25 protein-coding genes are annotated in these 21142 nt (G+C 59.5%); 14 read left to right on the forward strand and 11 right to left on the reverse strand.

Annotated features, from left to right (window positions below; translation table 11 throughout):
• Positions 1–167 precede the first annotated feature (167 nt).
• The 6 genes from ACA073_RS15485 to ACA073_RS15510 are packed head-to-tail and all read left to right on the forward strand — an operon-like array spanning position 168 to position 6231.
• Positions 168–3086, forward strand: a complete 2919-nt coding sequence (locus tag ACA073_RS15485; RefSeq protein WP_497397466.1) for a monovalent cation/H+ antiporter subunit A — start codon at positions 168–170, stop codon at positions 3084–3086.
• Complete coding sequence (locus tag ACA073_RS15490; RefSeq protein ID WP_003202835.1) at positions 3086–3430, forward strand: Na+/H+ antiporter subunit C; 345 nt, start codon at positions 3086–3088, stop codon at positions 3428–3430. The genes ACA073_RS15485 and ACA073_RS15490 overlap by 1 nt, the downstream gene beginning before the upstream one ends.
• The gene (locus ACA073_RS15495; protein ID WP_497397471.1) at positions 3427–5112 is read left to right on the forward strand and encodes a monovalent cation/H+ antiporter subunit D; all 1686 of its coding nucleotides are present in this window, start codon (positions 3427–3429) and stop codon (positions 5110–5112) included. The genes ACA073_RS15490 and ACA073_RS15495 overlap by 4 nt, the downstream gene beginning before the upstream one ends.
• Positions 5109–5597, forward strand: a complete 489-nt coding sequence (locus tag ACA073_RS15500; RefSeq protein ID WP_497397473.1) for a Na+/H+ antiporter subunit E — start codon at positions 5109–5111, stop codon at positions 5595–5597. Before ACA073_RS15495 ends, ACA073_RS15500 begins: the two co-directional genes overlap by 4 nt.
• A complete protein-coding gene (locus ACA073_RS15505; RefSeq protein ID WP_497397475.1) occupies positions 5594–5872 on the forward strand; it encodes a K+/H+ antiporter subunit F in 279 nt (92 codons plus the stop codon). Before ACA073_RS15500 ends, ACA073_RS15505 begins: the two co-directional genes overlap by 4 nt.
• Positions 5869–6231 (forward strand): Na+/H+ antiporter subunit G, encoded by a 363-nt coding sequence (locus ACA073_RS15510; protein ID WP_497397477.1) that lies wholly within the window; start codon positions 5869–5871, stop codon positions 6229–6231. The genes ACA073_RS15505 and ACA073_RS15510 overlap by 4 nt, the downstream gene beginning before the upstream one ends.
• Positions 6232–6374: 143 nt before the next feature.
• On the opposite strand, the gene ACA073_RS15515 is transcribed toward ACA073_RS15510, so the two are convergent.
• From ACA073_RS15515 to ACA073_RS15525, 3 genes are all read right to left on the reverse strand, one after another.
• Entirely contained in the window at positions 6375–6812 is a 438-nt protein-coding gene (locus tag ACA073_RS15515; RefSeq protein ID WP_497397479.1) for a DUF3995 domain-containing protein, read from the reverse strand.
• 176 nt (positions 6813–6988) lie between these two features.
• Positions 6989–7999 carry an ABC transporter substrate-binding protein gene (locus ACA073_RS15520; RefSeq protein ID WP_497397481.1) on the reverse strand — a complete coding sequence of 337 codons (1011 nt, stop codon included), beginning with the start codon at positions 7997–7999 and terminating at the stop codon, positions 6989–6991.
• Between the two features lie 151 nt (positions 8000–8150).
• Positions 8151–8621 (reverse strand): hypothetical protein, encoded by a 471-nt coding sequence (locus tag ACA073_RS15525; RefSeq protein WP_007907879.1) that lies wholly within the window; start codon positions 8619–8621, stop codon positions 8151–8153.
• A gap of 173 nt (positions 8622–8794) precedes the next feature.
• Here ACA073_RS15525 and ACA073_RS15530 point away from each other — a divergent pair, with 173 nt between their 5' ends.
• The 3 genes from ACA073_RS15530 to ACA073_RS15540 all read left to right on the forward strand — a co-directional run bounded on the left by ACA073_RS15530 (position 8795) and on the right by ACA073_RS15540 (position 9661).
• A complete protein-coding gene (locus ACA073_RS15530) occupies positions 8795–9022 on the forward strand; it encodes a hypothetical protein (protein WP_497397483.1) in 228 nt (75 codons plus the stop codon).
• Positions 9023–9034: 12 nt separating this feature from the next.
• On the forward strand, positions 9035–9271 hold the full coding sequence (locus ACA073_RS15535) for a hypothetical protein (protein WP_497404244.1): 237 nt from the start codon (positions 9035–9037) through the stop codon (positions 9269–9271).
• A gap of 159 nt (positions 9272–9430) precedes the next feature.
• Positions 9431–9661 (forward strand): hypothetical protein, encoded by a 231-nt coding sequence (locus ACA073_RS15540; RefSeq protein ID WP_461950053.1) that lies wholly within the window; start codon positions 9431–9433, stop codon positions 9659–9661.
• Positions 9662–9833: 172 nt separating this feature from the next.
• Here ACA073_RS15540 and ACA073_RS15545 read toward each other — a convergent pair whose 3' ends face one another.
• Entirely contained in the window at positions 9834–10412 is a 579-nt protein-coding gene (locus tag ACA073_RS15545) for a hypothetical protein (protein ID WP_497397485.1), read from the reverse strand.
• On the reverse strand, positions 10405–11037 hold the full coding sequence (locus tag ACA073_RS15550; RefSeq protein ID WP_497397487.1) for a hypothetical protein: 633 nt from the start codon (positions 11035–11037) through the stop codon (positions 10405–10407). Before ACA073_RS15550 ends, ACA073_RS15545 begins: the two co-directional genes overlap by 8 nt.
• A 342-nt stretch (positions 11038–11379) precedes the next feature.
• On the opposite strand from ACA073_RS15550, the gene ACA073_RS15555 reads away from it, so the two are divergent.
• Entirely contained in the window at positions 11380–11619 is a 240-nt protein-coding gene (locus tag ACA073_RS15555) for a DUF2789 domain-containing protein (protein WP_084323168.1), read from the forward strand.
• On the opposite strand, the gene ACA073_RS15560 is transcribed toward ACA073_RS15555, so the two are convergent.
• Positions 11620–11823 (reverse strand): hypothetical protein, encoded by a 204-nt coding sequence (locus ACA073_RS15560; RefSeq protein WP_497397489.1) that lies wholly within the window; start codon positions 11821–11823, stop codon positions 11620–11622.
• 741 nt (positions 11824–12564) lie between these two features.
• Entirely contained in the window at positions 12565–12969 is a 405-nt protein-coding gene (locus ACA073_RS15565) for a TraR/DksA family transcriptional regulator (RefSeq protein WP_007907888.1), read from the reverse strand.
• 405 nt (positions 12970–13374) lie between these two features.
• On the opposite strand from ACA073_RS15565, the gene ACA073_RS15570 reads away from it, so the two are divergent.
• Positions 13375–13986: a glutathione S-transferase gene (locus ACA073_RS15570; RefSeq protein ID WP_497397491.1), complete on the forward strand. Its 612-nt coding sequence runs from the start codon at positions 13375–13377 to the stop codon at positions 13984–13986.
• Positions 13987–14185: 199 nt separating this feature from the next.
• On the opposite strand, the gene ACA073_RS15575 is transcribed toward ACA073_RS15570, so the two are convergent.
• The gene (locus tag ACA073_RS15575) at positions 14186–15118 is read right to left on the reverse strand and encodes a hypothetical protein (RefSeq protein ID WP_497397493.1); all 933 of its coding nucleotides are present in this window, start codon (positions 15116–15118) and stop codon (positions 14186–14188) included.
• Positions 15119–15478: 360 nt separating this feature from the next.
• Here ACA073_RS15575 and ACA073_RS15580 point away from each other — a divergent pair, with 360 nt between their 5' ends.
• Both ACA073_RS15580 and ACA073_RS15585 read left to right on the forward strand, forming a co-directional pair.
• Positions 15479–16162: a response regulator transcription factor gene (locus tag ACA073_RS15580; RefSeq protein ID WP_497397495.1), complete on the forward strand. Its 684-nt coding sequence runs from the start codon at positions 15479–15481 to the stop codon at positions 16160–16162.
• A complete protein-coding gene (locus ACA073_RS15585; protein WP_497397497.1) occupies positions 16140–17534 on the forward strand; it encodes a sensor histidine kinase in 1395 nt (464 codons plus the stop codon). Before ACA073_RS15580 ends, ACA073_RS15585 begins: the two co-directional genes overlap by 23 nt.
• 134 nt (positions 17535–17668) lie before the next feature.
• Here the strand turns inward: ACA073_RS15585 and ACA073_RS15590 are convergent, their stop codons facing one another.
• Genes ACA073_RS15590 through ACA073_RS15600 form a run of 3 tightly spaced genes read right to left on the reverse strand, consistent with a single transcriptional unit; the run spans position 17669 to position 19950 of the window.
• Entirely contained in the window at positions 17669–18079 is a 411-nt protein-coding gene (locus ACA073_RS15590) for an SRPBCC family protein (protein ID WP_497397499.1), read from the reverse strand.
• Positions 18080–18103: 24 nt separating this feature from the next.
• On the reverse strand, positions 18104–18901 hold the full coding sequence (locus tag ACA073_RS15595) for an SDR family NAD(P)-dependent oxidoreductase (RefSeq protein WP_497397501.1): 798 nt from the start codon (positions 18899–18901) through the stop codon (positions 18104–18106).
• A complete protein-coding gene (locus tag ACA073_RS15600; RefSeq protein WP_497397503.1) occupies positions 18898–19950 on the reverse strand; it encodes an aldo/keto reductase in 1053 nt (350 codons plus the stop codon). Before ACA073_RS15600 ends, ACA073_RS15595 begins: the two co-directional genes overlap by 4 nt.
• Before the next feature lie 117 nt (positions 19951–20067).
• Here ACA073_RS15600 and ACA073_RS15605 point away from each other — a divergent pair, with 117 nt between their 5' ends.
• Positions 20068–20967 (forward strand): LysR substrate-binding domain-containing protein, encoded by a 900-nt coding sequence (locus tag ACA073_RS15605; protein ID WP_497397505.1) that lies wholly within the window; start codon positions 20068–20070, stop codon positions 20965–20967.
• The last annotated feature ends 175 nt before the right edge of the window (positions 20968–21142 follow it).

A 21142-nucleotide genomic window follows, 5' to 3' on the forward strand; every position in this document is an offset into this window, starting at 1 on the left:
GAGCGGGCTTGCTCGCGAAGGGGCCAGACCCGCTGAACACAGCGCTCTGAAACAATGTGAATGAGGCTTTTTCCATCTACCGTGTAGGATTCTGCGACAGCTTGCCGTTTGGTGATCCGGGGACTGGCACGTATGATGCTTCACAAACTTCCGCAGATTAGAAGCCTATGTCCCTGATAGTTCTACTGCTTCTGCCTTTTATCGGCAGCTGTCTGGCAGCCTTGCTGCCGCACAACGCGCGAAACACCGAATCTTTGTTGGCTGGTCTGGTTGCCCTTATAGGCACCCTCCAGGTCGCTCTCCTGTACCCGCAGATCGCCCATGGCGGCGTCATTCGCGAAGAGTTTTTCTGGTTGCCCAGCCTGGGGCTGAACTTCGTTCTGCGAATGGACGGTTTTGCCTGGCTGTTCTCGCTGCTGGTGTTGGGCATCGGCACGCTGGTCTCTTTATACGCCCGCTATTACATGTCGCCGGATGATCCGGTGCCGCGGTTCTTTGCGTTTTTTCTGGCGTTCATGGGCGCGATGCTCGGGTTGGTGATTTCCGGAAACCTGATCCAGATCGTGTTTTTCTGGGAGCTGACCAGCCTCTTTTCATTCCTGTTGATCGGCTATTGGCACCACCGCGCCGATGCGCGACGCGGCGCCTATATGGCGCTGATGGTCACCGGCGCGGGCGGTTTGTGTTTGCTGGCGGGGGTCATGCTGCTTGGCCATGTGGTCGGCAGCTATGACTTGGACAAGGTCCTGGCCGCCGGCGATCTGATTCGCGCGCATGCCCTCTACCCTATCCTGCTGCCCCTGATTCTGATCGGCGCCCTGAGCAAAAGCGCGCAATTCCCCTTCCATTTCTGGCTGCCCCACGCGATGGCGGCGCCGACACCCGTCTCGGCTTATCTGCATTCGGCAACCATGGTCAAGGCCGGGGTCTTTCTGCTGGCGCGCCTTTGGCCCTCGTTGTCCGGCAGTGAAGAATGGTTCTACATCGTCAGCGGCGCCGGCGCCTGCACCCTGTTGCTCGGCGCGTATTGCGCGATGTTCCAGAACGACCTCAAAGGTCTGCTCGCCTACTCGACCATCAGCCACCTCGGCCTGATTACCCTGCTGCTGGGCCTGAACAGTCCGCTGGCCGCCGTGGCCGCGGTGTTCCACATTCTCAACCACGCCACCTTCAAGGCGTCGCTGTTCATGGCCGCCGGGATCATCGACCACGAAAGCGGCAGCCGCGACATCCGCAAGCTCAGCGGCCTGATCAAGCTGATTCCGTTTACCGCGACGCTGGCGATGGTTGCCAGTGCCTCCATGGCTGGCGTGCCGTTGCTCAACGGTTTCCTGTCGAAAGAGATGTTCTTCGCCGAAACGGTGTTCATCAACGCGACTGCCTGGATCGAGATGACCCTACCCATCGTCGCGACCATCGCCGGCACCTTCAGCGTTGCTTACTCACTGCGCTTCACCGTCGATGTGTTCTTCGGCCCGACCGCCACCGACCTGCCGCACACCCCGCACGAACCGCCACGCTGGATGCGCGCACCGGTGGAGTTGCTGGTGTTCACCTGCCTGATCGTGGGGATTTTTCCGGCGCAAGTGGTCGGCTCGCTACTGGCCGCTGCTGCCCTGCCCGTCGTCGGCGGCACGCTGCCGGAATACAGCCTGGCGATCTGGCACGGCTGGAACGCACCGATGATCATGAGCCTGATCGCCATGTCTGGCGGCATCGTGCTCTACCTGCTGCTGCGCAACCAATTCAAGCGCGGACGTTTCAAATACCCGCCGGTCATTGGCCTGTTCAACGGCAAGCGCCTGTTCGAGCGCAGCCTGGTGATCATGATGCGCCTGGCCCGCCGCCTGGAGCGGCGAATCAGCACCAAACGCCTGCAAACCCAGCTGTTCCTGATGGTGCTCGCCGCCGTGCTGGCCGGGTTGATTCCGATGCTTCACAGCAGCCTGAGCTGGGGTGACCGACCGAAGATTCCGGGTTCGATCGTGTTCGTGACCCTCTGGCTGCTGGCGATTGCCTGTGCCCTCGGCGCGGCGTGGCAGGCCAAGTATCACCGGCTCGCGGCCCTGACCATGGTCAGCGTCTGCGGACTGATGACCTGCATTACTTTTGTCTGGTTCTCCGCGCCGGACCTGGCGCTGACGCAACTGGCGGTCGAAGTGGTGACCACGGTGCTGATCCTGCTGGGCCTGCGCTGGTTGCCGCGACGGATCGAAGAAGTCTCGCCACTGCCGAGCAGCTTGCGCAAGGCACGCATCCGTCGCCTGCGCGACTTGCTGCTGTCGATCGCGGTCGGCGGCGGCATGGCGCTGTTGTCGTACGCGATGCTGACGCGCCAGACGCCGAACGCCATTTCATCGTTCTACCTCAGCCGCGCCCTGCCAGAAGGCGGCGGCAGCAACGTGGTCAACGTGATGCTGGTGGATTTCCGTGGCTTCGATACCCTCGGCGAAATCACCGTGCTGGCGGCCGTGGCGCTCACCGTGTTCGCCCTGCTGCGACGCTTCCGCCCGCCGAAAGAAAGCCTGCAGTTACCCGCCCAACAGCGCTTGCTCGCGCCGGACGTGGTCACCGATCTGGTCAACCCGCGTCACGCCAGCGACACCGCGCTCGGCTTCATGATGGTGCCGGCGGTGCTGGTGCGCCTGTTGCTGCCGATTGCGTTCGTGGTCTCGATCTACCTGTTCATGCGCGGTCACAACCAGCCGGGCGGCGGGTTTGTCGCGGGGCTGGTGATGTCGGTGGCGTTCATCCTGCAATACATGGTCGCCGGCACGCAGTGGATCGAGGCGCAAATGAGCCTGCGACCGCTGCGCTGGATGGGCACCGGTTTGCTGTTCGCTACGGTCACCGGGCTCGGGGCGATGGCGGTCGGTTATCCATTCCTGACCACCCACACCTGGCATTTCGAACTGCCGCTGCTCGGCGACATTCACATCGCCAGCGCGCTGTTCTTCGACATCGGCGTGTACTCGGTGGTGGTCGGCTCGACGCTGTTGATCCTCACCGCCCTCGCCCACCAATCGGTACGCGGCCACAAAACGGCGGCCCTGCCCAGATCCGTCGCCTCGAAAGGAGCCGTCTGATGGAAGAAGTCATCGCAATCGCCATCGGCGTGCTGGCCGCGTCCGGCGTCTGGCTGGTGCTGCGGCCACGGACGTTCCAGGTGGTCATGGGCCTGTGCCTGCTGTCGTATGGCGTCAACCTGTTCATCTTCAGCATGGGCAGCCTGTTCATCGGCAAGGAGCCGATTATCAAGGACGGCGTGCCCCAGGACCTTCTGCATTACACCGACCCGTTGCCGCAAGCACTGGTGCTGACTGCCATCGTGATCAGCTTCGCCATGACCGCGCTGTTTCTCGTCGTGCTGCTGGCTTCGCGCGGCTTGACAGGCACCGACCATGTGGATGGCCGGGAGCCTAAAGAATGAATGCGATGACGCACCTGATCGCCGCACCGATTCTGCTGCCGCTGCTGACCGCCGCCATCATGCTGATGCTGGGCGAAAAACACCGTCCGTTGAAGGCCAAAATCAACCTGCTCTCCAGTCTGCTGGGCCTGGGCGTCGCCGTGCTGTTGCTGCAATGGACGCAAACTACTGGCGTGCCGGGTTCCATCGGCGTGTACCTGCCGGGCAACTGGCAAGTGCCGTTCGGTATCGTGCTGGTGGTCGATCGCTTGTCCGCGATGATGCTGGTGCTGACCGGAATCATCGGCGTCAGCGCCCTGCTGTTCGCCATGGCCCGCTGGGACGGCGCCGGTTCGAGTTTCCACGCGCTGTTTCAGATTCAGATGATGGGCCTGTACGGCGCGTTCCTGACGGCGGACCTGTTCAACCTGTTCGTGTTTTTCGAAGTGCTGCTGGCGGCGTCTTATGGCTTGATGCTGCACGGTTCGGGCCGGGCGCGGGTGTCGTCGGGGTTGCATTACATTTCGATCAACCTGCTGGCCTCGTCGCTGTTCCTGATTGGCGCGGCGCTGATCTACGGCGTCACCGGCACTCTGAACATGGCCGACCTGGCACTGAAAATCCCCCTGGTGCCGGAGGCCGATCGCGGCCTGTTGCATGCCGGCGCGGCGATTCTCGCCGTGGCGTTCCTGGCCAAGGCCGGAATGTGGCCGCTGAATTTCTGGCTGGTGCCCGCCTACTCTTCGGCCAGCGGGCCGGTAGCGGCGATGTTCGCGATCATGACCAAGGTCGGCGTCTACACCTTGTTGCGCCTGTGGACCTTGCTGTTCTCCGGTCAGGCCGGTGCTTCGGCGTACTTTGGCGGCGACTGGCTGATCTACGGCGGCATGGCGACCGTCGTCTGCGCAGCCGTGGCGATCCTTGCCGCGCAACGGCTGGAACGCATGGCGAGCCTGAGCATTCTGGTGTCGGCGGGGATTCTGCTGTCGGCCATCGGTTTCGCCCAGCCAAACCTGATCGGCGCGGCGTTGTTCTATCTGGTCAGCTCGACGCTGGCACTGAGTGCGTTGTTCCTGCTGGCCGAGTTGATCGAGCGTTCGCGTTCGGCCAATGAAATGCCGCTGTTCGATGACGGCGACCTCATCGCCCGTCCACTGGAGTCCCTGCAACCGCCCAAAGGCATCAACCTCGATGACGAACAGAAAGCCGTGGTCGGCCAGGTGATTCCCTGGACCATGGCGTTTCTCGGTTTGAGCTTTATCGCTTGCGCGTTGCTGATCATCGGTATGCCGCCCCTGTCCGGGTTCATTGGCAAACTGGGTTTGCTCAGCGCCCTGCTCAACCCGCTGGGCCTGGGCAATGGCACGGATGAACCGGTGTCGAACGCCGCGTGGGGGTTGCTGGCGTTGCTGATTCTCTCCGGATTGGCGTCGCTGATTGCCTTTTCGCGTTTGGGTATCCAGCGCTTCTGGACCCCGCAAGAGCGGCCTTCGCCATTACTGCGCCGGCTCGAATGTGTGCCGATCATTGCGCTGTTGGGCTTGAGCATTCTGCTGACCTTCAAGGCCGAACCGCTGCTGCGCTACACCCAGGCCGCCGCTCAGGCCTTGAATAACCCGCAGCAGTACGTGATGGCGGTGCTCGGCACCCGTGCGGTTCCGAGTCCGGAAGCCAAAGCCGCGGTCGCGGAGGTGCAGCCATGAAGCGTCTGTTTCCTGCACCGTGGCTGTCGCTGGCGTTGTGGTTGTTGTGGCTGGTGCTGAACCTGTCGATGAGCCCCGGCAATCTGCTGCTGGGCGCCGTACTCGGGTTTTGCGCACCGTTGATGATGCGCAAGTTGCGGCCACTGCCGATCCGGATTCGTCGTCCTGGCGTGATCCTGCGTTTGTTTTTCATCGTCGGTCGCGACGTGCTGGTCTCCAACCTCGCCGTGGCCTGGGGCGTGCTCAACGCCGGTCGGCGGCCGCCGCGCTCGCAATTCATCAAAGTGCCGCTGGACTTGCGTGATGCCAATGGCCTGGCGGCACTGGCGATGATCTGCACGGTGGTGCCCGGTACGGTCTGGTCGGAACTGGCGCTGGACCGCAGCATTCTGTTGCTGCACGTCTTCGATCTGGATGACGAAGCGCTGTTCATCCAGCACTTCAAGGCGACCTACGAGCGCCCCTTGATGGAGATCTTCGAATGAACCCGTTACTGTCGAATGCGATTCTGCTGAGCCTGTTCATTTTTTCGCTGGCGATGGTGCTGACCCTGATCCGCCTGTTTAAAGGGCCGTCGGCGCAGGACCGGGTTCTGGCGCTGGATTACCTATACATCGTCGCCATGCTGATGATGCTGACGCTGGGCATTCGTTATGCCAGTGACACTTACTTCGAAGCGGCGCTGTTGATCGCGTTGTTCGGCTTCGTCGGCTCGTTTGCCCTGGCGAAATTCCTGCTGCGTGGCGAGGTGATCGAATGAACGCTGAACTGTCTCTGTGGGTGGAAATTCCGGTGGCGATTCTGCTGGTACTCAGCAGTGTGTTCGCGCTGATCGGCGCGATCGGGCTGGTGCGGATGAAGGATTACTTTCAGCGCATGCACCCACCGGCGCTGGCCTCGACATTGGGTGCGTGGTGCGTGGCGCTGGGTTCGATCATCTACTTTTCGGCGCTCAACTCAGGGCCGGTGTTGCATGCCTGGCTGATTCCGATTTTGCTGGCGATTACCGTGCCGGTGACGACGTTGCTGCTGGCGCGGGCGGCGTTGTTCCGCAAGCGCATGGCGGGGGATGATGTGCCGGCGGAGGTCAGTAGTCGGCGGACGGAAAGCGGGAGCTAAGTTCAGAGGATTGAATTGACCGGGCCGGCCTCTTCGCGAGCAAGCCCGCTCCCACATTTGATCTCCGTCGGACACAGAATCTGTGTTCACTGAAGATCAAATGTGGGAGCGGGCTTGCTCGCGAAGGCGTCAGTAGGGGCAACTCAAATCCAGGCAACTGCCAATAGGCCCGCCCCCAACACCACACACAACGGCGAATAAACCCACGTATCCAGCCGGGCAAATTCCGACCCCTTGACCTGCTTGAAGAACCCCACCAGGTTCGAATCGCCAATCGCCCGGGCGAACATCAGCATGGCGATGGCGCTGATCACCCATTGCAGCGATTGATGGGACACCGCCGGCATCCACCAGCCGACCCGCAAACAGACCAGCGCGGCGATAAGCAACAATCCGAAGGCCACCAACAACGTCAGCCACCCCGAGGGCTTGAACGCCGGCCGAGATCTCGCGCCACCTTCCACCGGCACCTGCGGCACAGCCGCCACGGCAGCCCACTGGCCACCCAGCGCCCAGTAGACATGTAACAGGCTGATCACCGCGAAGATCGTCACCAGCCATTGAGCCAACACAAATGTCATGGTCGAGAATCCTTGAAAGGGATTAGAGCAGAATCATCCTGGTCGGCATTTTTAGAAGTGCGCGGATGATCAACGGTGACAAAGTGCCGCCCCAGCGCCCTGGAGCTGCCGCAGGCTGTGATCTTTTGATCTTGCCATTACAAGCAAAGTCAAAAGATCGCAGGTTTCGCCAGCTCCTACAGTCCAGCCGACACCTTCTCCGCCACATCCTTCGGCACCCAGGCCTGCCACACATCCGGGTGCGCCTTCATGAACGCCTCCGCCGCCTGCCGTGGCGGAGTGTGTTTCTCGCTCATATCAGCCAGCGCCTTGTTCAGCGAGCCGATGGGAAATTCGACCTTTGTGAAAAATTCGGCGATCTGCGGATACTGTTTCTGGAACGGCGTGGACACGCCAATCGACAGCTTCGAGGGCAATGAGCGAGTCGGTTTCGGATTGGGGTTGTCGGCGTCGGTCAGGGTTTTCCAGGCCTCGGCGTCGAATGGCGGCTCTTCCAGCTGAACCAGTTTGAAACGCCCGAGCAAGGGTGTCGGCGACCAGTAATAGAAAAGAACCGGCTTGCCACGACGAATCGACGAACTGATTTCCGCATCCAGCGCCGCCCCGGAGCCGCTGCGAAAATTCACATAGCTGTCGTCCAGGCCGTACGCCTTGAGCTTCTGCTTGTTGACCACCTCCGAGGTCCAGCCGATCGGGCTGTTGAGGAAGCGTCCCTTGCCCGGGGTTTCCGGGTCGCTGAACACACCCTTGTATTTCGGCAGGTCGCTGACGCTGCGCAGGTCCGGCGCCAGTGGCTTGATGCCTTTCGCCGGGTCGCCCTTGATCACGTATTCGGGTACCCACCAGCCTTCGGTGGCGCCCTTCACCGTATCGCCGAGACTGACGACCTTGCCTTCGGCCTCGGCCTTGACCCAGACCGGGCTGCGACCGGCCCATTCTTCGCCAATGACCTGGATGTCATTGTTGGCCAGGGCGGTCTCCAGGGTAATGGTCGTTCCGGGCAAGGTATCGGTCGGCAACCCGTAGCCCTTCTCGACGATGATCCGCAGGATATCGGTGATCAGGCTGCCGCTTTCCCAGTTCAGGTCGGCGAAGTGGATCGGCGCCTGGGCGGCGAATACCGGAACGGGCGAACCCAGACCGAAAACGACCAGAACAGCGGTCAGCAACCGTCGAAATCCGTTCATGCTTTTGCACCTCGTGCTGTTCACAGCAATAGCAAGATGGCCTGATACAGACCGCAAGCCTCAAAATACTCAGTCCACTGACTGTAGTAGAGGTTCCTGCTTTCGAGGGGTGAGGATTAATTTTCGGAAAAGTCCTGCAAGCCCGAAGCCATTACTCGCTGGCTTTGAACGTCACCAGTTCACCCTTGCGCCACTTGGCTGCCTTGGCCGTCACGGCTTTCAGGGTTTTGGTCAGGCCTTCCTGCAACTGCTGGTGAGCGGCAAACACCATCACGACGCTGTGACCTTCCTTGAACACGATCCCGTGTCCGTCGGCCGTGGTCACGAACGCGTAATCGCCGAGGCCGTACACCGTCAGTTTGATTTCGCGGAACTTGATGTCCAGTTTGCCGCCTTCACGGCTGGGCAACACCGATGCACTGAAATGATCGCCAACCTTGAGTTTCAGGCCCGGCTTGTCGTCCACCACCAGCGCTGATTCGGTGTCGAGCTCGGCAATGTAGATGCCTTCAGCGTTCTGTTCGGTGATGTAAACAAAACGTGACTGGAACTGTTTGACCAGCTTTGCGCGCAAATCACCCAGCACGAACAAAGCATGCATATCGAGATTACTTACTGCCAAGGAAACATCCCCACATCTGAAAATGATGCTGCACGCAGACAAACAGCGCACAGCAGAAAAAAGCGGCAATGCCGAAGATTGTAGCCAAAGGATCCGGGTCGAATCCGGAAACGAAAAGAGTGCTCATCCATCGCGAGACGTGAGAAGACTACTGGATTGTCACTCGCGTCGTCTTGCCTGGCGTTCGTCAGAAGTTGAAGGAAAACGCCCTCCTGATCGCCAGAAAAACAGGATTACCAACCTTAGGGAAAAAACGCTGCAAAAAAAGCACTTTTCCGACATATCGCCCGCAAAAAATTGCTTTAGATGAACATCAATCGCCAACCCGTGACGGTGATTCTAGAGCAGCGATGCTCATCGAGACTACTCAAAACGACGTACACACGTCGGTAAAACCATGAAAAGGACTTCATATGTGCACCCTGACACACTTCGTTCCTCACACAAGCCATCCCTCGACGCTGCCCCCGGCGATGTTCCCGCACACGGTGTTTCACCCTGCAGAGCCTGCCCCGCCGCGCTTCCAGGTGGTATTGGCCGGCAATGCTTTCTTCCACATCAAGGAAATCTCCACGGGCCACGTAAGAGGTTTCCGCAGTAACCATAACGAAGCCTGCGCGCTTGCCCGCGCGCTCGAGTTACAGCGCTGAACGTTGCACCTCGTTCCACTCCTATAGACGTTTCGTCATGCCGACGAGTTAACTCAGCCGTCGGCAGGCAACTACTGCCATACTGCCGAACCAATGAAACGCGTTCCCAAGCCGGACGGCGTTCAACACAACAGACTATTTCCAAGGGAAGGCTGCTACGTGACGGAATTTGATATCGGTGAATTTTTTATCCGGGGCGAAGCCAGAGAAGTCGAAGGCGAATTCCAGGCAGTCATTATCATGCGCGCCAAACCGCCACTGACCACCGTGACGTATCACCAGGTCGAGAAAGATCGCTGGTTCAAGACGTCGGACGTCGCCGCCATTGCCGCCCAGGAAGCCGCCAAGGCACTGAAGCTTGCGGTCGATGATGGGGCATTGAAAGCCTGAAATGGGGGTGGACACGTCCGGGAGCCGGCGCTGGACAGTGCGACTTTTATGACCGCCAGCGCGATGTATCAGGCCAGAACGTGTCTCGCCGGCAGGGCCGGCACCTCGGCCTGAGAGGTGTCTGCGGCGTGCCAACCTTGCACTGGTTGCACGCCTTCATATCGACCATTAATCAGATCAGCTTGCGCTTGACCGCTTCGTCCAGCGTGCTTTGGGTCAGGTGCTTGAGCAACACGTCCCCTCGTTCATTGAACGGCAACCCGACAATCAGCAGAATCTGCAGCCAGGTGCGAGTGCTCTCCTGTTTGACGATTTTACCCAGCACGTTGCCTTCCTGATCCTTGAACACCGTTTCCAGTGTGAAGGTATTGCTGAACGTAGTCGGGATCACGAAGAATGTGAACCCCGTCAGCCAGGCACTGGCGATATTGCCCTGCTCGTTATTGGTCAAGGTACTCGTGACGTACAAGTTCGAGTCAACTTTGTCCGTGGTCACGTTTTTGAACTGTCCGGATTCCTTAAAGGTTTCCAGCATGTTCTTTTCCACCAGCGCCGCATTGCCCACGCCACCCGACAGTTCGCCGTTGAACTGCTGCTGAGTGGTCACGTGCAGATAAGCACTGGGCTTGTCTTGCCTGGCCTGGGCCGGTGGCCACTGATCTACCGGTGGCAAGTCATGCTGGGAGTAGGAAATACAGCCCGTCAGGGTGCTGCTGACCATCAACAGCAAAACCAAAAGGTATTTATTCATGTGCAGCCAATTCCTTTGACAGTGGACGCAGTTGAGGGGTGGCACCGGCCAGCAATTGAGCGATCAATTCGCGCAGCTGAGTACCGCCCAGGCGAGGATTGAGATAATCGGCGTTCCACAGGCCGACATTCTTGTCGAGCTTCACCTGCTCGACCGACCTGGCCAGTTGCTTGCCCTGACGGTCTTCGATGATCAGTTCGCCCGCGAGGTCGTATTTGTCGACGTAAATCGGACCGTCGACCCAGATCCAGAGGGTCAAGGTCACCAGCGCACCGGGAATGTAAGCCGGGTGCATGGTGCGTTTGCCTGCCAGCGAGGTCAGGTTGAACTTGAGCACCACGTCGTCCTCACCGGCCTTGGCCGGGAACACCACGATTCGCTTGAAGTAATCGCTCTTGTCGACATAGGCGCTGATCTGCTCGGTCAACTGCCGGCTGCCGGCGACACGCACCTTATCGTCCAGCTCGGGGGCGGAAATCACGACGTCGCTGATCTCGGCACTACGATCAAGAGTGGATGGCGCGGGTTTCAAGGGTTCGCCAATGGGGCCCAGCGGTGTGAACGACACACAACCAGTCAACGACAGGCCAAGCGCGATGGCCATCAGATAAACAAGACGCTTCACTGCTTACATCCTTTTAATGCGGGATCGGGGACGCGTCGACTCGAAAGAAAATCGCGCAAGGGATGGGCAATTCAGCACTGGAAGGCGGTAAACCTGGGGAGCGAGTGTCGCCTACATCCTTGTTCGAACTCTTTGAATGGCGGCTCAGTGACGCCAAAAACGCGACAGCATCGTAATCGTTGAAGTACTGACAGGCAATAGCCTATTGCCATCATGGTGGCGAATCCCGAGAAAGCTGCTAAACCCCTATCGAACTCTTGGTGCGTGGCTCCCCTCAGATGCAATGAGACTGCACTGCCGATTGCACACTCGATGCGACTGAATAACCTCAAGGAGATGAAGATGGATTCACCTACACACGACTTGAAAGGCTTGTTCGACCAACTCGGTCTGGACTCCAGCGAGAAGGCCATCGACGATTTTATTGCCAGTCATTCCCCCTTGGCCGACGACAAGAAACTCATCGATGCCGAGTTCTGGACCCCGCAGCAAGCCGGCTTCCTGAAAGAGCAATTGCGTGAAGACGCTGATTGGGCGAGGGTGGTCGACGACCTGAACCTGCGTATGCATCAGGTTCACTAGTCAATGCAGGCTGTCGGGTGCTTCGGCACTTAATTGCGCCAACCAGGCAGCCCTGCACTCTTCCGCTTCATCGCGACTGGTGAATGCCGTCCCCCGGCGTTCGCCGTTCAGCAACACGACCCAGCAGACGCTCTGCCCCATCGCACGCAAACTGGCGGGTACACCGCTGCCAATCATCACGGCGACATTGACTTTGCTTTGCATGCTGACCTCTCGCTCTTCATTAGCAACCTAACTATGTAGGCAGGGTAATGAGTTGATTGGCGAGGAAACAGCGCCTGCGCTGTACAGATTAATTGCCAGAATCGCAACAATGCCGGGTTGGGGTTGGGGTTGGGTACATATCCGTTTCAAGCCGAGGCGAGGCGGCCTGATAGCCGACCTGACGTCTAGTCCGGCCAAGTCATCGGCGGTGAACACCAACGCCATGCCCAGCAGATATTAAATGTGGGAGCGGGCTTGCTCGCGAAGGCGAACAGGCAGTCAGCATTGATGTTGACTGACACGGCCTCTTCGCGAGCAAGCCCGCTCCCACAGGTACTCATTGCCCATTCAGATTATGTGAAAGATCAAACCAGCGAAGCACGCCCGCTTGATGCCCAGGTCGGCTGTCAGGCCGCCTCGCTTTTGCTGTTGCGGTGTACGCCCCTCGAGAGCCCGAGCGCAGGCGAGGTAGCCAGATAATCAGTACGGCCAATGGCAAGCCGGAGGTAAAGCGACCAGCCGCCAGCGTCATGCCGTACAGCACTACAAGGCCATCCATGGTCCATTAGTAGTGGGCGTTGAAGCAGATCAATAGAAGCGCGCTGGATTATTTCGTAGACGTCGAAAAGCAAAGATCGCAGCCTCCGGCAGCTCCTACGCGGGTTCACATAAACCGGTAGGGGCTGCCGAAGGCTGCGATCTTTTCAAGGCAACCCACATTGAATGGGTTGCCACGCAGAATCAGGCCTGACGCTGGTGCTTGTCGATCTGTTCGTGACGCTCTTGAGCTTCGATGCAGTACTTGGTGGTCGGGCTGATCAGCAGGCGCTTCAGGCCAATGGCCTCGCCGCTGTCGTCGCACCAGCCGAAGCTGTCTTCCTTGATGCGCTCCAGAGCCTGTTCCAACTGAGGCAACATGCGCTGGTCGCGATCGATCGCGTTCACCAGCCAGGTGCGCTCTTCTTCGACAGAAGCCGCGTCAGCCGGATCGGCCGGGGTGTCCAGGCTCTCGATGGCGATGCGGTTCTGCTCGATGCGCTCATGGGTTTCGACTTTCATGTTCTGCAACAGCTCAGAGAAAAAAGCATGTTGCTCAGCATTCATGTAGTCATCCGCCGGCATGGCCAGCAACTTGTCCTTTGTCATTGATATCTCTATAAAAAAACGTGCATTAAGGCGAATTAGGGAGCGTTCCGGCGGACCTGGTCTGGCCATCGGAAAGGCGCCGTTTATTCCAAGCGCCACCCGGCACTCAATTTACGAGGGGCGGCAGTCTAAGGCCGACTTGAGGCCTCAGCAACTGAAAAGACAGCGAATTCGTCCGACAAAGCCCTGAAACTGCTCTACGGCAGCCTTTGCGGTGGTTATCGGAGTGCGTTTATAGCAAGAAATTCAATCGAGCGGCTGTATATAGAAGACAAACGGCGGCGACTGGGCAGGTTATCGACCGCATTTGGACGTTGATTAGTCACAAGCGCAACACGTTTTGCAGCACGTGGAACCTCGGCTAAGGTTATCCATCCCGAAACAGCCACCTGAAGGAGCAGTGCAATGAAACTGATCGGCATGCTGGATTCGCCTTATGTACGACGGGTCGCGATTAGCGCCAAACGCCTGGGCATCGACCTCGATCACCAATCGGTTTCGGTGTTTCGGCACTTCGAGCAGTTCCAGCAGATCAACCCGGTGGTCAAGGCGCCGACGCTGGTGCTGGATAACGGCGAGGTGTTGATCGACTCGACGCTGATCATCGATTACCTCGAGGCGCTGGCGGCACCCGGTAAAAGCCTGATGCCCGGCGAACTCGATCACCGCCTGCGTTCGTTACGGTTGATCGGCCTGGCGCTGGCAGCGTGCGAGAAGTCGGTGCAGCTTTATTACGAACGCAACCTGCGGCCGGCCGAGATTCAGTTTGAGCCGTGGGTGGAACGGGTCGAGGGACAACTGGCGGCAGCGTATTCGGCGCTGGAGCGGGAGTTGGAAATGCAACCGCTAAAGACTGACGGCTCGATCGATCAGGATGGCATCACACTGGCAGTGGCTTGGAGCTTCACCAATCTCGTGGTGCCGGATCAGGTGGATAAAAATCAGTTTCCACGGATTAGCGCATTCACAGCGTATGCCGAGGCGCTTGATGATTTTGTGAGTACGCCCATCGAGTAGATGGATTTTGTTGCCCCTGACTTGCCGTCTTCGCGAGCAGTCATCCTCTCTCCAAAGCAAAAATGCCGCTCCTACCCGAGGCAGAAGCGGCAGAGGCACGCGCCTCAGAGAATCACGTGAACAGGGCGATCAGGATGATGATCGGGATAGGTATTCCGAGAAAGAGCAACAGTAATGAGCGCATGATAATTCTCCAGAGTTAGCGAACAGGGGCGGCGGTCACGTAAGCATCGGTTTCCAGATACACCACGGCATCCCGACGACGACCGCCGAATGTAGCGGCGAAGCTGGCGAAAAACGCACCGATCAACAGCGCGATGAACATCCACAGCGACGTCCATGCAGCCACTTTGGCGGCGGTGTCAGCGGCTTGCTGGGCGGCCAGTTTCGCGTCCGCAACGGCTTTTTGGGCGCGGGCATAGACTTCATCGACACGACGTTCTGCGTCCGCTTGAGTGAGGTTGGTCCGTTGAGCCACCAGTTGCGCCAGATACGTGCGGTCTTCGGCAGCCAGTTGACCGTCGTTGCTCAGCGAGCGCACGAAGATGCGGGTCACAGTGCCGCGAGCAGCGTCATCACTGACGGCGGCCGGGTTATCGGTGCGGAACAGACTGTCGACAAAATAGCCGTACTGATCGCTGTTGGTATTACCGGCTGCGGTGCCAGCCGCCTGAGTCGCGGCACTTGCAGCACCACCGACAACATTCGCACCGGCCTGCACACCTCCGCTGACAATGCTGCTGACCGAACCGACGACCAGCGTCGCAGTCACCAGCGTCGCTACGCACCAGGCCAAAAAACCGTGCGCCGTGTCGCGGAAGTAGACTTCATCGCCATGCATGTTCGCCCACTTCACCCGCAGGCGACCGGCGATGTAGCCACCCAGCCCGGAGGCGACGATTTGGGTCACGGCCAGCCAAATGATTGTTGAAATGCCCAGGCCCTTGGCGCTTACGCCTTCATGGGCCCAAGGGGAAACCGCTGAAAAACCGAGACCGACACCGAGCAGCACCAGGATCAACGACAACGCCGCCGCAGCAGCGGCCCCGGCGAAAATCGCACCCCAGGAAACGCCCGACAACGCGCTTGATTCTTCCGCGGCCGGATAGAAACCATCAGAGGATCTATTCATTGTTATGTCGCTCCAGGCAGGAAAGATGTTGTTACAACTCGTCATATGAGTAATTGCAGTCACCGTGCCAGTCGCCGACTTTAAATAAATCCTTATGCTTCAATGCTTTATAAATTTTGAACTTCAAAAATCCATGCAAATTGCAACGAACTGTCAATATCAGCGGGTTTTATGCATTGCCCGTAGAAGATCAAAAGATCGCAGCCTGCGGCAGCTCCTACATTTTTAGAACGCGATCCTTCGTAGGAGCTGCCGCAGGCTGCGATCTTTTCGCTTTGTATGAAGTTTTATTTAAAAAGGCTGCGATCATTTATTGGCAAAATGCCGCACACCGCTGTGAACTTTTAATCAGGCCAACCTATGACCCGCATCTTGACCATCGAAGACGACGCCGTGACCGCCCGGGAAATCGTCGCCGAATTGAGCAGCCATGGCCTCGACGTGGATTGGGTCGACAATGGCCGCGAAGGTCTTGAGCGCGCGGTCAGCGGCAATTACGACCTGATTACGCTCGACCGCATGCTGCCCGGGCTGGATGGCCTGGCGATTGTCACGACGCTGCGGACCATGGGCGTGGCGACGCCGATCCTGATGATCAGCGCCCTCTCCGATGTCGATGAGCGCGTGCGCGGTTTGCGCGCCGGTGGTGACGATTACCTGACCAAACCCTTTGCTACCGATGAAATGGCCGCCCGTGTCGAAGTCCTGCTGCGTCGGCAGAACACCGTGACCGCCCAGGCCACCACGCTGCGGGTCGCGGATCTGGAATTGAATCTGATCAGCCACGAGGCCAGCCGCGACGGACAACTGCTGACGCTGTTGCCCACCGAATACAAGTTGCTGGAATTCCTGATGCGCAACACCGGGCAGATTCTGTCGCGAATGATGATTTTCGAAGAGGTCTGGGGTTATCACTTCGACCCTGGCACCAACCTGATCGACGTGCACATCGGCCGCCTGCGCAAGAAGATCGACCCGCCCGGCAATGCCCCACTGATTCGGACCGTGCGAGGCTCGGGTTATGTCATTGCCGAACCCCTCTAAAGGCTGGCGTTCTTCCAGCAGCCGCTTGCTGGCGCTCTACAGTTCGCTGTTCGTGCTCTGGAGCGGGATTCTCATGGGGGTCATGTATTACGAGGTGTCCGCTTACCTGGACAATTTGGCCAAGCATTCGCTGATGCAACGTCAGCATTTGTTCTCGCGCTTTTCCGGCGAACAATTGGTGGACGCCCTCGCCGTCAGCATGACCTTCGACATTCGCGGCCTCGACGCCTATGGCCTGTTCGATGCCGAACATCGCTACCTCAGCGGTGCCCTGCGCCACATTCCTAAAGGTTTGCCGCTGGACGGCAAGATTCACATGCTCAGCGACTGCGCCGACTCCGACGACCCGACCCTGCCCGTCGACAGCTGCGACGCCGTGGCGACCCAGACACGGGACGGTCTCTGGCTGATTCTGGTGCGCGATAACGGCTCGCTGTTCGCCGTGACCCGGATCATCCTTCACGCGTTGTTCTGGGGCGTGACCCTGACCATTTTGCCGGGCATCGTCGGATGGCACCTGTTGCGCCGTCGGCCGCTGCGGCGCATTCGCGGGATTCAGGCCAGTGCCGAGGCCATTGTCGCCGGTGACCTGACCCGACGTTTGCCGCTGTCCAATCGCCGCGACGAACTGGACATGCTCGCCGCCATCGTCAACGCCATGCTCGAACGCATCGAGCGTTTGATGAATGAGGTCAAGGGTGTGTGCGACAACATTGCCCACGACCTGCGCACGCCGCTGACCCGCTTGCGGGCGCAGTTGTACCGCATGCAGCAACAGGCGGGCGAAGGGTCGACAGAAGCGACACAACTCGATTCAGTGCTCGTCGAAGCGGATACCCTGATGGCGCGCTTTCGCGGTTTGCTGCGAATTTCCGAGTTGGAAGACCGGCAGCGGCGTTCCGGTTTTGTGCAACTCGACCCGGTGCCGTTGTTGCAGGAACTGCACGACTTTTATCTGCCGCTGGCGGAGGAAGACGAACTGGTTTTCAAGCTGCAATTGCCCGAATCGTTGCCTGCGCTGAACGGCGATCGGGCGCTGCTGTTCGAAGCCGTGGCGAACCTGCTGAGCAACTCGATCAAATTCACACCGCCCGGTGGCGAGGTGGTTTTGCGGGGAATCAATGAGGGTGGGCATACACGGATCGAAGTGCTCGACTCCGGCCCCGGCATTGCGCCGACCGAACGGGAAGCGGTGTTCCAGCGCTTCTATCGCGCCGAGGGCGGCAATCAGCAAAGCGGGTTCGGGCTGGGTTTGTCGATTGTGGCGGCGATTGTCAGCCTGCATGGGTTTACGCTTGAGGTGGGTGAAAGCGAATTGGGAGGGGCGCGGTTGGTGCTCGATTGTCGGCAGAGTTTGATTTCCCAGAGCTGACCCGATTTCCATAACACCGAAGAACAATGTGGGAGCGGGCTTGCTCGCGAAAGCGGGGTGTCAGGCGACCCATTATTGACTGACACTCCGCCTTCGCGAGCAAGCCCGCTCCCACATTGGATTTTTGGTGTTTTTCAGGTTGGGTAGTTGGCACGCAGGGCTTCAAGGCCGCCCTGGTAGATCCCGGCAAACAACGCCACCACTTCCTCCTCACTCACACCAACCGGTTCAAACCGACCCGACCAGGTCACCCGCGCGCCCTCCTCCTGCGCTTCAACGCGAATAGTCGCCAGATAATCAGTCGCCGGAAACGGCGCCTGCAAAATCGAATAGCTATACGTCTTCCCGGCATTATCAAACGCCTCCAGCCGTTCAACCACCACTGCCCCATCCGCCGTTTGCAGACTGCGCACACGCCCGCCTTCGCTCAGTTCGCTTTTGGGAATGAACGGAAGCCAGTCCGGCAGCGAATTGAAGCCGCCGATCAATTGCCAAACCTTGTCGGCCGAAGCCGGGATATCGATAAACGCTGATGCCGTTGCCATGTAAGTTCTCTCAATCAAAAAAAATCAGATCGCCATGCTGTCGACGACACCGCCGTCGACTCGAAGGGCTGCGCCGGTTGTAGCTGACGACAGCGGCGAAGCAATGTAGGCCACCAGATTGGCAACTTCCTCGACATCCGCGACGCGCTGGATGATCGACGTCGGCCGGGCCTTGCGCACGAACGCATCGGCCTCTTCCCGCACGCTGCGCCCCGATTCGGCCGTGGCGTCCTGGAGCATCTGCTCCAGACCATCGGTCAACGTCGGGCCGGGCAGGATCGCATTGACCGTCACGCCAGTGCCCGCCAACCGCTTGGCCAAGCCATGGGACACCGCGAGGTTGGCGCTTTTGGTCACGCCGTAGTTGAGCATGTCGGCCGGAATCGCTATCCCGGATTCCGAGGAGAGGAAGATCACCCGACCCCAGCCCTGCTTGACCATCTCCGGCACGTAATGCCGCGACAGGCGCACACCGGAAATCACGTTGACCTCGTAGAAACGCGTCCACTCGCTGTCCGGCGTATCGAAAAAATCCACGGCGTTGAAGATGCCAAGATTGTTGACCAGGATGTCGGCGCGCGGCTCGGCGGCGAACAATTGCTCGGCGCCTTCAGCGGTGCCAAGGTCTGCGGTCAAACCACGCAACTGTGCACCCGGCACGCTCTGGCGAATGCTCGCCAGCGCTTGCTCGACCTTGGCCGTCTCGCGCCCGATCACCACCACCGTGGCGCCGGACTCGGCCAGTGCCTTGCTGATGCCAAGACCAATGCCGGCGGTGCTGCCGCTGACAATGGCGAGTTTTCCGCTCAAATCAATTTTCATATTGCACCGCCTTTGTAGGAGCTGCCGAAGGCAGCGATCTTTTGACCTGGCAACGGCGCTCGCTCAGAAACCAGATTAGCCTCGCGCATGGCCTGCCAGAACGCAGCGGGAATCACCGCCGACAACGCCGCGACATCTTCAGCAATCCGGTCCGGACGGCTGGACCCCGGAATCACCGCCGCGACGGCAGGATTAGCCAGAGAGAACTGCAACGCAGCGGCCTTGATGTCGACGCCATGGGCCGCCGCGATGCGTTTGATCTGCTCGACTTTATTGATGATCGCGGGGCTCGCCTTCTGGTATTCGAAGTGCGCGCCGCCGGCCAGAATGCCCGAGCTGTAAGGACCGCCGACCACGATCTCGACGTTCTGCGCCAACGCCGCGTCCATCAAACGTTGCAGGGCACGGTCGTGATCCAGCAGCGTGTAGCGGCCCGCCAGCAGAAAACCGTCCGGTTGGGCTTCGGTCAGATCAAGGGTCAATTCGCACGGCTCGACCTTGTTCACACCCAGGCCCCAGCCTTTGATGACGCCTTCTTCACGCAAGCGGGTCAGCACCTTGAAGGCACCGGTGCGGGCCTGGTTGAAGTACTCCAGCCATTGATCGCCGTAGAAATCCTGCGCGATGTCGTGCACCCAAACGATGTCCAGCCGATCGGTTTGCAGACGCTTGAGGCTGTCTTCGATGGAACGCAGCGTCGCGTCAGCGCTGTAGTCGTTGACGATCTTGTTCGGGCGACCGTGCTCGAACACCCCGCTCTTCTCACCCAGATCACGGGCAGCGGCGTCTTCGACTTCATCGAGAATCACCCGACCGACCTTGCTGCTCAGGACGTAGTCGTCGCGGTTGTATCGGGCCAGTGCGGCACCGAGGCGAATTTCCGACAGGCCCGAACCGTAAAACGGCGCCGTATCGAAATAACGCACGCCGGCATCCCAGGCAGCGTGCACGGTGGCCATCGCCTGTTCTTCCGGAATGGCGCGGAACATGTTGCCCAACGGGGCGGTGCCGAAACCCAGCGCGCCGGGCAGTTTGTCTTTCAAGCTCATGGGTGATGCCTCTTCGTGTCAGTGGTCAGTTCAAATGACCGATGAGCAAATCCTAGATTGCCGAGGTCGGACCGTCCAAGACATAATATGCAGTACTTGAGTCCTTATAGGTCTGACATGATCGACATCCGCCAATTGCGCTACTTCGTTGCCGTTGCTGAAGAAGAACACGTCGGTCGCGCCGCCGAACGCCTGCACATTTCCCAATCGCCCCTGAGCCGGCAGATCGCCCAGCTAGAGGAACGGCTGGGCCTGACCCTGTTTGAACGCAGCCAGCAGCGCATTCGCCTGACCCGCGACGGCCAGACCTTTCTCGCCGAAACCCGCGCCCTGCTGACCCACGCCAATCGCCTGGAATCCCTCGGCAAGCGCCTGGGTCGCGGCGAAGAAGGCGGCTTGTGCATCGGCTACATCGAAAACGCCATGCATGCCGGTGTGTTGCCGAATGCCCTGCGAGTACTTCGCGTTGACCGGCCGAACGTGCATGTCGCGCTATACAACCTCAGCTCCGCCGAACAACTCGAAGGCCTGCGTCAGCGTAGCCTTGATATCGCGCTGGTCAGCGAACCGCCCGTCGCCGACGATCCGGACCTGCTGGGTTTTCAGGTGCTCGACGACCCGATGCTGCTGGCCCTGCCCGAGCACCATCCCCTCGCCCGCCAAACGACATTGACCCCGGCAGACCTGGCCGATCAGGAATGGATTGGCGTGCAACATCGACAGAACTGTGCGAGCCGCGAAGACTTCGTCAGCGCCTGCATCCGCGCCGGTTTCACCCCGGACATCCGCATGGAAGCGACCGAACCCTTCACCGCGCTGTGGCTGGTGGCGTCGGGGCTGGGGATCGCAATGATTCAGAAAGGCCTGAGCCGAAATGCGCCACCGGGCGTGGTGCTGCGGGAAGTGCCGTGGATCGCCTTTACCACACCGCTGTGGGCGGCGTGGCACCGGATCAATTTGCGGCCGTTGGTGGAGACGTTCAGGAAGGTGCTGACCGAGCCGGGTTCGGCCACCTAAGACAGGGCGGATGATCCCGATGCCCGTCAGTTAATGCAGTCCCTGTGGGAGCGGGCTTGCTCGCGAAAAAGCGGTGTGTCAGGCACCATCAATGTCGACTGACCCACCGCCTTCGCGAGCAAGCCCGCTCCCACAATTGGATCGTGTTTAAACGCTGCTTGAAGTGTCGTGTTTA

The organism is Pseudomonas sp. LBUM1670 (assembly GCF_059695695.1).

Coding starts and splice junctions, on each gene's coding strand:
- ACA073_RS15485 (WP_497397466.1), top strand. CDS start 168: ATGTCCCTGATAGTTCTACTGCTTCTGCCTTTTATCGGCAGCTGTCTG.
- ACA073_RS15490 (WP_003202835.1), top strand. CDS start 3,086: ATGGAAGAAGTCATCGCAATCGCCATCGGCGTGCTGGCCGCGTCCGGC.
- ACA073_RS15495 (WP_497397471.1), top strand. CDS start 3,427: ATGAATGCGATGACGCACCTGATCGCCGCACCGATTCTGCTGCCGCTG.
- ACA073_RS15500 (WP_497397473.1), top strand. CDS start 5,109: ATGAAGCGTCTGTTTCCTGCACCGTGGCTGTCGCTGGCGTTGTGGTTG.
- ACA073_RS15505 (WP_497397475.1), top strand. CDS start 5,594: ATGAACCCGTTACTGTCGAATGCGATTCTGCTGAGCCTGTTCATTTTT.
- ACA073_RS15510 (WP_497397477.1), top strand. CDS start 5,869: ATGAACGCTGAACTGTCTCTGTGGGTGGAAATTCCGGTGGCGATTCTG.
- ACA073_RS15515 (WP_497397479.1), bottom strand. CDS start 6,812: ATGACATTTGTGTTGGCTCAATGGCTGGTGACGATCTTCGCGGTGATC.
- ACA073_RS15520 (WP_497397481.1), bottom strand. CDS start 7,999: ATGAACGGATTTCGACGGTTGCTGACCGCTGTTCTGGTCGTTTTCGGT.
- ACA073_RS15535 (WP_497404244.1), top strand. CDS start 9,035: ATGTGCACCCTGACACACTTCGTTCCTCACACAAGCCATCCCTCGACG.
- ACA073_RS15545 (WP_497397485.1), bottom strand. CDS start 10,412: ATGAATAAATACCTTTTGGTTTTGCTGTTGATGGTCAGCAGCACCCTG.
- ACA073_RS15555 (WP_084323168.1), top strand. CDS start 11,380: ATGGATTCACCTACACACGACTTGAAAGGCTTGTTCGACCAACTCGGT.
- ACA073_RS15560 (WP_497397489.1), bottom strand. CDS start 11,823: ATGCAAAGCAAAGTCAATGTCGCCGTGATGATTGGCAGCGGTGTACCC.
- ACA073_RS15565 (WP_007907888.1), bottom strand. CDS start 12,969: ATGACAAAGGACAAGTTGCTGGCCATGCCGGCGGATGACTACATGAAT.
- ACA073_RS15570 (WP_497397491.1), top strand. CDS start 13,375: ATGAAACTGATCGGCATGCTGGATTCGCCTTATGTACGACGGGTCGCG.
- ACA073_RS15575 (WP_497397493.1), bottom strand. CDS start 15,118: ATGAATAGATCCTCTGATGGTTTCTATCCGGCCGCGGAAGAATCAAGC.
- ACA073_RS15580 (WP_497397495.1), top strand. CDS start 15,479: ATGACCCGCATCTTGACCATCGAAGACGACGCCGTGACCGCCCGGGAA.
- ACA073_RS15585 (WP_497397497.1), top strand. CDS start 16,140: ATGTCATTGCCGAACCCCTCTAAAGGCTGGCGTTCTTCCAGCAGCCGC.
- ACA073_RS15590 (WP_497397499.1), bottom strand. CDS start 18,079: ATGGCAACGGCATCAGCGTTTATCGATATCCCGGCTTCGGCCGACAAG.
- ACA073_RS15595 (WP_497397501.1), bottom strand. CDS start 18,901: ATGAAAATTGATTTGAGCGGAAAACTCGCCATTGTCAGCGGCAGCACC.
- ACA073_RS15600 (WP_497397503.1), bottom strand. CDS start 19,950: ATGAGCTTGAAAGACAAACTGCCCGGCGCGCTGGGTTTCGGCACCGCC.
- ACA073_RS15605 (WP_497397505.1), top strand. CDS start 20,068: ATGATCGACATCCGCCAATTGCGCTACTTCGTTGCCGTTGCTGAAGAA.